9 protein-coding genes are annotated in these 11,832 nt (G+C 60.4%); 3 read left to right on the plus strand and 6 right to left on the minus strand.

Annotated elements, in window-relative coordinates; all coding sequences use genetic code 11:
- Window positions 1-29: 29 nt before the first annotated feature.
- From A6V37_RS38455 to A6V37_RS38465, 3 genes are read right to left on the minus strand one after another with little or no spacing between them, the layout of a single operon-like run.
- Window positions 30-776 carry a phosphoadenylyl-sulfate reductase gene (locus A6V37_RS38455; RefSeq protein WP_064269020.1) on the minus strand — a complete coding sequence of 249 codons (747 nt, stop codon included), beginning with the start codon at window positions 774-776 and terminating at the stop codon, window positions 30-32.
- Entirely contained in the window at window positions 773-1,312 is a 540-nt protein-coding gene (locus A6V37_RS38460) for a DUF934 domain-containing protein (protein ID WP_064269019.1), read from the minus strand. The genes A6V37_RS38455 and A6V37_RS38460 overlap by 4 nt, the downstream gene beginning before the upstream one ends.
- A 22-nt stretch (window positions 1,313-1,334) precedes the next feature.
- A complete protein-coding gene (locus A6V37_RS38465; protein ID WP_064269018.1) occupies window positions 1,335-3,014 on the minus strand; it encodes a nitrite/sulfite reductase in 1,680 nt (559 codons plus the stop codon).
- Between the two features lie 221 nt (window positions 3,015-3,235).
- Between A6V37_RS38465 and A6V37_RS38470 the strand changes: the two genes are divergently transcribed.
- The 3 genes from A6V37_RS38470 (at window position 3,236) to A6V37_RS38480 (ending at window position 5,727) form a co-directional block, all read left to right on the plus strand.
- A complete protein-coding gene (locus A6V37_RS38470) occupies window positions 3,236-4,177 on the plus strand; it encodes a CysB family HTH-type transcriptional regulator (protein WP_020065144.1) in 942 nt (313 codons plus the stop codon).
- 43 nt (window positions 4,178-4,220) lie between these two features.
- A complete protein-coding gene (locus tag A6V37_RS38475) occupies window positions 4,221-5,390 on the plus strand; it encodes an ABC transporter substrate-binding protein (RefSeq protein ID WP_064286951.1) in 1,170 nt (389 codons plus the stop codon).
- Window positions 5,391-5,469: 79 nt separating this feature from the next.
- A complete protein-coding gene (locus A6V37_RS38480; protein ID WP_064269016.1) occupies window positions 5,470-5,727 on the plus strand; it encodes a hypothetical protein in 258 nt (85 codons plus the stop codon).
- 90 nt (window positions 5,728-5,817) lie between these two features.
- On the opposite strand, the gene A6V37_RS38485 is transcribed toward A6V37_RS38480, so the two are convergent.
- Genes A6V37_RS38485 through A6V37_RS38495 form a run of 3 tightly spaced genes read right to left on the minus strand, consistent with a single transcriptional unit; the run spans window position 5,818 to window position 11,759 of the window.
- Window positions 5,818-7,764: a methyltransferase domain-containing protein gene (locus A6V37_RS38485; protein WP_082902747.1), complete on the minus strand. Its 1,947-nt coding sequence runs from the start codon at window positions 7,762-7,764 to the stop codon at window positions 5,818-5,820.
- Window positions 7,764-11,024 (minus strand): glycosyltransferase, encoded by a 3,261-nt coding sequence (locus tag A6V37_RS42975; protein WP_064269014.1) that lies wholly within the window; start codon window positions 11,022-11,024, stop codon window positions 7,764-7,766. The genes A6V37_RS38485 and A6V37_RS42975 overlap by 1 nt, the downstream gene beginning before the upstream one ends.
- A 48-nt stretch (window positions 11,025-11,072) precedes the next feature.
- Window positions 11,073-11,759 carry a hypothetical protein gene (locus tag A6V37_RS38495; protein ID WP_157447940.1) on the minus strand — a complete coding sequence of 229 codons (687 nt, stop codon included), beginning with the start codon at window positions 11,757-11,759 and terminating at the stop codon, window positions 11,073-11,075.
- Between the last annotated feature and the right edge of the window lie 73 nt (window positions 11,760-11,832).

An 11,832-nucleotide genomic window follows, 5' to 3' on the forward strand; every position in this document is an offset into this window, starting at 1 on the left:
TGGAAATCAAGGCCTGGACGCTTCGAAATTCAGGCCGAGGCATTCGCGCCGCTGTCGACCGCAATCGGGGTAATCGTCGTGATGTGCAGTCCGCATTCCTTCGTATCGCGCGACTCCCACCACCAACGCCCCGCCCGGCTATCTTCACCGGGGCGGATCGCCCGCGTACACGGTTCACAGCCGATGCTCGGATAACCGCGCGCATGCAGTGGATTGACCGGCACGTCGAACGCCTTCAGGTAGTCCCACACTTCGGCTTCGGTCCAGTCCGTCAGCGGATTGAACTTGGCGATGTTGCGCGCGCCGTCGTGCTCTTCCTCGTGCAGTTCGGCACGCGTCACCGATTGCTCACGGCGCTGGCCCGTCACCCAGGCGCTGACGTCCGACAGCGCGCGGTTCAACGGTTCGACCTTGCGGATTTCGCAGCAGCGCTTACGCAGATCGACGCTTTCATAAAACGCGTTCAGACCATGCGAGCCGACATATTCCTCAACCGCGGCAGCTTGCGGATGAAACTGTTCGATCTCATAGCCGTAGCGCTCTCTCACACGATCGAGCATGCCGAGCGTCTCGGCGTGCAGGCGGCCCGTGTTCAGCGAGAAGATGCCGATCTTCACGCCACGCGACAGAATGGCATGCGTAAGCAGCATGTCTTCCGCGGCGAGGCTGCTGGCGAGCTTCACGTTCGCGTGACGCGCGGCGATCGAGTCGAGCAGCGCATCGAGGCGCTCGACCTTCGCGGCGAGTTCCGGCGTGAGCGATTGAACGTCGCTCATGCTGAAGCCTTTGCCAGTTCGCCCGCTTCACGGCGGCGGAACAGCGGCGACGAGTTCACCGCGCCCTGATAGTTGAAGCTGAATTCATCGAACGCTTTGAGCGCATCGTTGAAGTCCTTGTCCGCGCGCAACGCGTACGAGTCGAAGCCGCAACGGAACATGAACGTGATCTGGTCGCGCAGCACGTCGCCGATGGCGCGCAGCTCGCCCTTGTAGCCATAGCGCTCGCGCAACAGGCGGCCAATGCTATAGCCGCGGCCGTCGCGGAACACCGGGAAGTCCACGCCGATCAGCGCGAGCTTGTCGAAGTCGCCGACGATATCCGCCGGCTCGCTGTCCGGTGCGAGCCACACGCCGATCTCGGCCGCACTGCGCGAGGCAGCGAGCGAATCGCGCTCAGCCTGCCACAACGCGAGCGGCACCAGCACCTTGCCGGCCGGCAGTTCGTTCACCGCCGGCAACGAGCCGTCTTCCGCCGGGCGCACGACCGTCCAGTCATCGTTGACGATTGCGCGGTTCTTGATGATAGAAGCCATCTGTTCAGTATCCTTGTCGCGGTTACGCGTGAGCCGGTTGACGCGAGGCGTACACACGTTCCTTGAACGGGGTGATGCCGATGCGGTTGTACGTTTCGACGAAGCGCTCGCCTTCCTGACGGTTCTCAACGAACGTGTCGATCACTTTGCTGATCACGTCCGGCATTTCTTCCGCCGAGAACGACGGGCCGATCACGCGGCCAAGGTGCGCGCCAGTGGCGCCCGAACCCTGCTCGCCGCCGAGCGTCACCTGATACCACTCCGAGCCGTCCTTATCGACACCCAGAATGCCGATGTTGCCGACGTGGTGGTGGCCGCAGGCGTTGATGCAGCCCGAGATGTTCAGCGACACGTCGCCGAGGTCGTACACGTAGTCCAGATCGTCGAAACGCTGCTGGATGGCGAGCGCGATCGGAATCGACTTGGCATTCGCGAGCGAGCAGAAATCGCCGCCCGGGCACGCGATGATGTCGGTCAGCAAGCCGATGTTCGGCGTCGCGAAACCTTGTGCCTTGGCCTTTTCCCACAGCGCAAACAGATCGCGCTTCTTGACGTTGGCGAGAATCAGGTTCTGTTCGTGCGACACGCGAATCTGGCCGAACGAATACTCGTCGGCCCAATCGGCGACCGCTTCCATCTGCGCATCGGTTGCATCGCCCGGCGCGACTGTGGCCGGCTTGAGCGACAGCGTCACCGCCGCATAGCCCGCCACCTTGTGCGGACGCACGTTACGCTCGACCCAGCGCGCAAACGCGCGGCTCTCCAGCAGATGCTTTTCGAACGATGCGTCGGTGTCGGCCAGCTTTTCATACACCGGCGGCTGGAAGTACTGCGCCACGCGGTCGACTTCGGCCTGCGTGAGCGTTGACGGGCCGTCCTTCAGGTGCTGCCATTCTTCTTCGACTTGCGCCGAGAATTTCTCCGGGCTCAACGCCTTCACGAGAATCTTGATACGCGCCTTGTACATGTTGTCGCGGCGGCCGTAGCGGTTGTACACACGCAGCACGGCCTCGCAGTACGTCAGCAGATGTTGCCACGGCAGATCGCGGCGGATGATCGCGCCCACGATCGGCGTGCGGCCCAGACCGCCACCGGCCAGAATATCGGCCACCAGCTCGCCCTGCTCGTTCTTGCGCAGATACACGCCCATGTCGTGAATCTGCACGGCAGCGCGGTCTTCTTTCGAGCCCGACACGGCGATCTTGAACTTGCGCGGCAGCCACGCGAATTCCGGGTGGAACGTCGACCATTGACGCAGGATTTCCGCCCACGGACGCGGATCGACCACTTCATCCGGCGCGACGCCGGCGAACTGGTCGGCGGTGATGTTGCGGATGCAGTTGCCCGAGGTCTGAATGCCGTGCATTTGCACCGCGGCGAGCTTGCGCAGGATTTCCGGCGTTTCTTCGAGCTTGATCCAGTTGTACTGGATGTTCGAGCGCGTCGAGAAATGGCCGTAGCCACGGTCGTGTTCGCGCGCGATCTGCGCGAGCACGCGCATCTGGTCGCTGCGCAGGTTGCCGTACGGAATCGCGATGCGGTGCATGTACGCGTGACGCTGCAGGTACAGGCCGTTCTGCAGGCGCAGCGGACGAAACTCCTCTTCGCTCAATTCGTCCGACAAACGGCGGCGAACCTGATCGGCGTATTGCGCGACCCGTTCATCGACGATGGTCTGGTCGTACTGATCGTATTGGTACATTCGGGGACCCCAATTTTTTGCAGTGACACGCGGCAATCCGGTTTTGCCGCGCGATGGACACCTGCTCTTAGTCGGCAACCGCAAACGAGGGTTTAGACCCATCGCTCATTTGCTTATGCCAAATACAGATATCCATATTGAAAAAGATGGACAGATCGTAATAAACTCGCCTTATATTTCAAACGACTAAAAAATTCTTTTGATATGCGAAGAGGTTATATATGAACCTGCACCAGTTCCGCTTCGTGCGCGAGGCTGTGCGGCAGAATTTCAACCTGACCGAAGCGGCGAAGGCGCTGTATACGAGCCAGCCGGGCGTCTCCAAGGCGATCATCGAGCTGGAGGACGAGCTGGGCGTGGAAATCTTCACGCGGCATGGCAAGCGCGTGCGCTCGCTGACCGAGCCGGGGCGCATCATTTTGCAGTCGGTCGAGCGGATTCTGCAGGAGGTGGAGAGCCTCAAGCGCGTCGGTAAAGATTACGCGGCGCAGGATCAGGGCAATCTGGTGATCGCCGCCACCCACACGCAGGCACGCTACTCGCTGCCGGCCGCGATCGCCGAATTCAAGAAGCGCTTCCCCAAAGTCCACCTTTCAATTCTGCAAGGCAGCCCGACCCAGGTGGCCGAGATGGTGCTGCACGACCAGGCCGATCTCGCCATCGCCACCGAAGCGATCGCCAACTATAAGGAACTGGTCTCGCTGCCCTGCTTCCAGTGGCACCACGTTGCGGTGATGCAGCCGGATCATCCGCTGCTCGACCGCAAACTGCTGTCGCTGGACGATCTGACCCAATATCCGCTGATCACTTACGACAACGCATTCGCCGGGCGCACCAAGATCAACGAGGCATTCCGCCTGCGCGGGCTGCATCCGGACATCGTGCTGGAGGCGATCGACGCCGACGTGATCAAGACCTATGTCGAGCTGGGCCTGGGCGTCGGCATCATGGCGGATATCGCGTTCAACGCCGAGCGCGACCGTCATTTGCGCGCCATGCCGGTCGGGCATCTGTTCGGCAGCAATGTGACGCGGGTCGCGCTGAAGCAGGGCGCGTATCTGCGCAGCTATGTGTATACGCTCGTCGAGCTGCTGTCGCCGTCCATGAACCGCAAGCTGATCGAACAGGCGCTCAAGGGCGAACACGAAACCTACGAACTCTGACATCACCACCGCTTCCCGCTATTTCCGCTACGGAGACCTTTCGATGACGTCGCATAAGAATAAATTTCGCGGCCTCGCCGCCGCTTTTGGCTTTGGCGCGCTCCTGCTCGCCACTTCGGCCCACGCCGACATCAAGGTCGGGATCGACCTGTCGAGCACCGGCCCGGCGGCCGTGATCGGCATCACCAGCAAGAACGCGATGCTGATGTGGCCCGCCACCATCGCCGGCCAGAAGGCCGACTACATCTTCCTCGACGACGCCTCCGACCCGGGCGCCGCCGTGCGCAACATCCGCAAGCTGATCAACGAGGACCACGTCGACGTGATCGTCGGCCCGAACATCACGCCGGCGGCAATGGCCGCGCTCGATCCGGTCGCCGAGAGCCAGACGCCGATGATCACGCTGATCGGCTCGGCAAGCGTGGTCGAACCGCAGGAAGGCAAGAAGGTCTGGGCCTACAAGATGGCGCAGACCGACAGCGCGATGGCCGACGTGATGACACGCTACATGTCGAACCACAACGTGAAAACGGTGGGCTTCATCGGTTTCGCGGACGGCTACGGCGAAAGCTGGCTGAACGAATTCAGCAAATTCGCGGCGCTGCGCCATATCCAGCTGGTCGCCACCGAGCGCTACAACCGTACTGATGCGAGCGTGACCGGCCAGATCCTGAAGCTGATGGCGGCCAAACCCGACGCGATCCTGATCGCCGGCGCCGGCACGCCCACGGTGCTGCCGCAGCGCACGCTGATCGAGCGCGGCTTCAAGGGCCCGATCTATCAGACGCACGGCATCGCCACGCCGGAATTCATCAAGCTCGGCGGCAAGGACGTGGAAGGTACGCTGTTCCCGACGCAGCCGGTGGTGGTGGCGCGCACGCTGCCCGCGGATCATCCGGCGAAGAAAGCGGCGCTCGCATTCGTCAATGCCTATGAGGCGAAGTACGGCCCGGACAGCGTGACGCAATTCGCGGGCGACGCGGCCGGCGTGTACCCGCGTTTGCAGGATGCCGTGGCCCGCGCGTTGAAGACGGCGCAGCCGGGCACGCCGGCGTTTCGCGTCGCGCTGCGCGATGAACTCGAGCACGCGCATGAACTGGTCGTGCCGAACGGCGTGGTCAATACGAGCGCGAAGGATCACGTCGGCCTGGATCAGCGCGCCAGCGTGATGGGCGTGATCAGGAACGGCAAGTTCGTTTACCTGAGCCAGTAAGCTGGCGCGTTCGGGCGGTGCGCGGCCACCGGGGAAATTGTTAAAGTAGCAGTCTCTCCCCGACTAGCAGTCCCACATCATGCGCACCACCCGAGCCATCCACGCCGTCGAACGGCTGAAAACGCGCAGCGGCAATCCGCAGTTTGCCGCGATCAGCCTGTCCGGCGGCCTGTTTTATCTGGTCGACAAATCGAGCGGCACGGACAAGAAAGTCTCCGATCCGCTCACGCTCGACGACTTCGTCAAATTCGTCGATGCCTTCGGCCCGCAGAAGCCGCGCAAGGCGAGCAAGCTCGACCTCGCGTTCGAAGAGCAGATTAAGAAGAGCAGGCAGTGAGCCGCGCGCGAACCTGGGATTGACTGCGCGTCGGAACATAGACTACGTGCGTTGTCCCGACGCGCCGGAGATGCGACATCTGAACCCAGGCTAGCTCAGCAATGCAAACGGAGCGATCTTGATACGCCGACGGAACAACGAATAGTCGGTCAGCTCGAAAACGGACACCGGCACGTCAACGCCTGTCGCGAACACGCGTAAGCCCCAACCGGTATCCAGGCCGTTCACTTCGGCCGGCAGCACAAACTCGGTCGGCGAATAACGATCTATCCCGGCGAGCGGCACGCTTGAGCGAGTCACGATTTCTTTCTCGGCCGACACGATTTCAATACCGATCGTGCCGGAGTCGGTTCGTAGCAAAGGGTGGACAGCAAGCGACACCGAACGCAGGCTCGGCGCCTTGAATGGCATCGTGTACTCAATGTACGGCACGCCACGCAGATCGCCACCAAGACTGAACTGCGTTTTCGACGAACGCCGGAAGAATTTCTCCGAGTACGCCTTCAGGTCCGCAAATGCGGGTCCGATGTGCCGCCACGACATATTCCCCGACGACAGAAAGTACGAAAGACGCGCCGATCGGGACGCTCTGCGCGCGGACAATTGGCGTCCGAGTTCTTCAGCCGTCTTACGAGCTTCGAGCAGGTCGGTGCTCGCAATCGACGTAATTTCAGTCGCCAAACGGGCCACTTCAGCGCTCAGACGCGCATTCTCGTTCGTCAGTAGTTCTTCCCTGCTTCGATGCCAGGCAGCAAGACCGTTGGATGCTTCAAGCTCAGCTCGCGCGAAAACCAGATCGGCCTGGACCTTCTTGGCGTTCTCGGCCAGATCGGTCAAATACTGATTTCTTTGCGTCAAAGTCGCCAGCAGCGTACGCGTCTGATCCGCGCTTGCCTCCGAAACCTGGATCGTTTCCTGTGCCGCGTGCAACCGGTCCGTTAGCACGCTGACGTGCTCGGTCAGGCCCTGTACCTTATTACGATGATGCTCAACCGACTCGGCAAGCGATGTCATTTCGGTTTGCGCTTGCAACAACGCGGTGCTTGCGCCCTGCGCCTCGCTGCGAAAACGCTCGGCGGTGTGCGATAACACGCGCGCCTCTTCCTGATGGCGAAGCGAGTCGTTTCTCGATGAAAGCAGTTGCGCGCCTAACTCGTCGATCCGCTGAAAGCGCTCGACTTCACGCAAACGCAGCGCATGGTTCTCCGCTCGCGTATCGCCAAGCAGTGCCTCAGTACGTTCAATCAGCGCATTCAGTTCGGCAATGCGTGCTCCGCTGCGAGACTGCTCGGCAATGGCCTGATCACTTTTCGACAAATCGGCATGCAAGGCTGCAACCGCTGCGAGCGCCTCATCTCGCTGTTGCGTCAGGCGCCGCACGGTGTGCTCGTACGAATGCGCCTTGCGCTGCATCACGTAGCGCGGCTCATACCGCTCAACGGTCGCGACGAATTCCTCGAACGGAACACCCGTGTCCGCCGTCTCTTTCCATACGATCAGGTGGTACATAACCTGATCGCACACGTCCATCCGTTGATGGCGTAGCTTGCGCTGCTCCTCGGGCGGAAGGTCTTCATACTCGGGAAAATAGAAGAACTCCATATTGATCAGACGCAGCTCGAGCCCCGGATTCGCGTGATCGGAACGCGACAAACCCCAGTCTCCCGCGTGGGGATGACGGTACTCGTCAGCGTCGAGCGGGGTCTTGGGGTAGTCGGACCAGAACCGCGGTGTGTGCTCGTTGAATACCCAACGGTGATACGGGTTGGCGAGGTTGAGCTTCTGCTCGTTGTAGGGCGCGACGATGCAAACCTGCGCGCCATGCCGGCAGACGCGATAAATTTCCCGCATTGTGTTCATCAGGTCGCCGACGTGTTCAAGCGAATGCGATGCATACACCAACTCAACCGAGTCGTCGTCAAACGGCAGCCGCTTATCCAGATCGGCTACGACATCCACACCTGGCAGGGAGAACCGGTCAACACCGACAAAACCGTTTTGCTTACTTGGCCCACATCCCAAATCTATCTTCAACATCAGTTGATCCTGTATTCTTCGATTCTGTCGGCGATGCCGTTCAGCTCATTCAGTTGGGTTCTCACGCGCTCGAGCGTCTGGAAAAGTATGTGTTCATGCACGATCGGCGCCTGCGGCGTCCTGGCAACCGCCGCAACGCTCGGCTGGATTGCGCGCGAACGAGCCGCGCAGCGCTGCATCGCGTTCTGATACAGCTTGAACAGTGACTTCGCCACTGCATCGCGCGAGCATTCGCCTTCGGCGACCTGCAGAGCCAGCGACAGGCGCGCATTCAGATCGGCGGGATCCATCTGGCTTGCTTCCAGAAGACCGTGCGCGATGGCGCTTGCACTGTTGTCGCGAATCACTACGCCGTTGCGATTCGAAATGACTTCGCCAACACCGCCCACCAAAGGTGTGACCACTAGCCGCCGCGCGGCCATCCCTTCAAGAATCACCTGCGGCAAGGATTCCCAATCGCTGGCGCACAAAACGATATCGATCTCTTTCAGCGTAGACGCGGTATCCGAGACGAAACCCTCGAACGAAATTTGCCGCTCGACGCCGTAGCGCTTCGCCGTCCTCCAGCATTCGTCCACATACTCCGGAAAGAACTGGTCGTAGCCGTAGATTTTCAGCCGTGCGCAGACGCCGAACTCCTTCTGGAGCATCCCGATCGCCTCAACAGCCTGCAGCTGCCCCTTTCTTGCCTGAACCGTGCCGAACAGGCCGATGGTCAGCGACTCCTTCGTTGTCGCAGGCATCCGCTCGTTCTGGCCGATTTCGAAATAAGCGTTCGGCGTGTGAGACAGGATACGTTGTGCCGGCGCGCCCAGACATCTCCCCCACTGATTCGCGTAGAGCAGAGAATCCGAGTGGACCACATCGCAATGGAAAATACCGGCAGGCTCCGTGGAATTTGACGCGTAAAGCGACGTCACGTGCGGAATTACGTTACGTCTGCAAGCTTCGCCGACTTCGCGCATCAACGTGACTGAGTGGACGAGGCCGATCTTTTGCGTACGCAGCCACCACGAGATCTCGTCGATCATGTCCTCGTTCAGGTCGCGAAGCTTGTCGACCTCGGTCTCCACTGCCAGCGGCAAATAGGCAACACGAACCCCGGCACGGTCGGCGCGACGTTGGACTTCTTCATGAGCGGTATGAGCAATGTACGGCAGCACGAAGAGCGCTTCAAAGCCGAACTGCTGCGCAAGCAACGCGTGCCGCAGCAGATGATTTTCCGCACCGCCAAGGTATTGGCTGTGGCAGAAATACGCAATGCGCGGTTTGTCGGCCTTGCTAGGGCGATTCAACCTCGCGTGGCACATTGCGGCCTCGAAGGTCGCGCCAACCCAGTTTGCTTGAGCTTCGCTGGTGAAGCGCCTTTCGACCTGCTTCAGCGCGGCTTTAACGATGGACTGCCGTTCGGACACGTCAAGATTGATCGCCTTGAGCAGCGCATCGATCCACGACTCGATCGTATTGGCGCACTTCAGGCCCGATACGCCATCGACCACGGCAGCATAGGGCTGCACGTCGGAGTAGACCCCGAGAGCGCCGGCGGCCGTAATCTCGAGAAATTTGATCGGACACTTCGCACGCTTTGCTCTCTTGTCCGTGAAAAGCGGCGCGATCATGACGTCGAAATCGGCTTGCGTGAGGCGGCTCAGATACTCGTCGTAGCTGAACGTATACTGCTCACACGAGTAAGGCGACTCAAGCCGGCCGAGGTCGTTCGGTTCGAAGCCCCAGAAATGAAATTCGACCTGATCCTTCATTCGCCGGCTGACTTCGACGATCGCCGGCCACAATACCTGGAACTCTTCGCGCCGCGCGCCGCCGCCAGCGAAGGCCACTTTGACAGGTTGCGCCGTACTCGCGGCCGCTGACGGTGCGCCAGCAAGCTTCGCATTGGCAGTCGCGAGCCACGCTTTGGGGATATTGGTCTCGAGCAACACATTGCGCGGATTGATCTGCGCAACGGAAGCCTGCATCACGGGCGAATACGTCACAACCAGGTCGGCCTGGCGAATCAATTCTGTGAGCGCATTGTGACAAGGCTCACCCGGTGCGAGATAGCCGAATTCAGGCGATACCTCATGCAGTGACAACAAATCGTCGTCCATCATGTAGACGACGCCCTTGCCATGCTTGCGCGCGAGGCTCAGCAGTTCAAGCGAATGGTAGTCGATCGTACGGTGCAGCAGCAGGATGTCGGCACATTCAATGCTCGCTTCATCTACCTGCATCTGCGGCACATACGTGAAGTTAAAGTCGTCGGACAGCGACGCGCGGAAATTGTTGATCGTGATATCGACGGTTGTGTCGAAATGCGCTTTCGTCACGAGAACCTGCAACGGCTTGCCGCACTTCGGCCTCACCACCGGCCAAACGTCGCGATGGCGCGACTGGAAAGGCGCGACCTGCAAACTCCAGACGTCCTCGAGGCGCCTGTCGCCAAGCGAGGACAGATGCGTCAGATCGTCGATTTCGTATTGCGCGAGCGATGACGGCGTAAGTCGCGGGTTGCGGTCATGCGCCATATGGGCGCGCGCCGAAAACGCGTCGAGGGGAGCGGTAGTGCCCAACGAATGCTCGAGTGCCACGGACACAATGCTGACGACTTCGTCGACAAACTGGAAGCGCACGACACGCCCCCAGCGCTGCCACAAATCCCAGTCGCAAAGCCGCCGCATGACGATATGCATGTCATATCCGCCATACTGCTCAAACACGGACCGCCGATGTAGCACGCTGTTATTGGCAATAAAATTGCCTTCTACCAGCTTTGAATAGTTGAAGGGTTGGCCGACGTACATGTCGTCGGCATCGGCCAGTTTCAGTTGCGCCTTGCCGTACGCCAATCCGCAATCGCGATCCGCCTCAAGCGCCGCCGTGAGTACGCGCAGCGCGTCCGGGGTCCACTGGTCATCGTCGAACTGATACGCGCAGTACGTACCGCGCGCCATCAGCAAACCTTCGTTGACGCGAAGTGCGGGGAAGCCACTATTCTGGTCGTGGCGGAGATGGATCACACGGTCGTCATGCTCGATGAAATCCGCGAGAACGTCGCTTGTTCCGTCGGTCGATCCATCGTCCACGACAATCAATTCGAGCGATCCGAACGACTGCGACAAAACACTCTCGATTGCGCGCGCCAGCAGTCCGTTCGAGCCCCGGCAGTACGTCGGGAGCACAACCGAGACCTTCGGCGCAGCAATCAGGTTAGACGAGTGGCGAATCTGTGCGTCGCGAAGAAATTGACTGGCGCGGACCATCTGTACACCTCTAAGTTGCAAATCGAACCAGGAACTGAACCGGGTGCTTTACTGAACGTCCAGCGTACGTCCCGTGTCGCAGCGCAACAAATCAGAGTTGGATTGGATAAGGAACAGCACCCGATACTGACCAGCCGGGATTTCCATGGCGGTCTTCTCGAGGTTCAAGCCAGCGCCGTCGAGTGCTGCGTTGCCCAGTGCAGCGCCCAAGCCTTCGCGTCGTTCCGTCTTGGCTTCCGCGAAATAATCCTTGTCGCCATGAAGCTGCACGGCAACGGCGGAACCCAGCTTGCCCGCCTTCACGCGCGCCGCGGCCCAGCCCGAGAGCGACAGATCACCGCCTGCCTTGGCAACAACGTGAGCACTGGTCACGCCGGCACCATTGGCGCCGTCGAGGAAACAGCCGCCTGCATCCTTGAGTGTCAGCGTGTTCAGACTGATCGGTAGTGCCGGCGCAAAAGCGGCAGGAGGCGCGGCTTGCGCGACCGGGGTTGCTGAAGCCGCAACCGGCGCCGACACAGAAACCGCTGCCGAAGCGGAATCCGTATTCGCCGTCGTTGCCGGTGCGTGGTTATCACAGCCGCCAATAAGCAAAGCCAAACCAATTACACCAAGGCTTTTAAGCATTCCATGTTTCACTTTCAATTCCTCAATATGCAATACCCGGCTTGCGCCAGACGGCCAAGCCAGTTTTTTCGTTCGATTTGCCGATAGACCCGGATAATGACCGATCAAGCTGCGCCGGACGGGACAATCAGCCTCGCCAACGCGCCCCGGACACCAGGCCGAATTTTGAAAAACCGAATAC

Origin of the sequence: Paraburkholderia ginsengiterrae, from assembly GCF_001645125.1 — a bacterium.
Classification (GTDB): domain Bacteria; phylum Pseudomonadota; class Gammaproteobacteria; order Burkholderiales; family Burkholderiaceae; genus Paraburkholderia; species Paraburkholderia ginsengiterrae.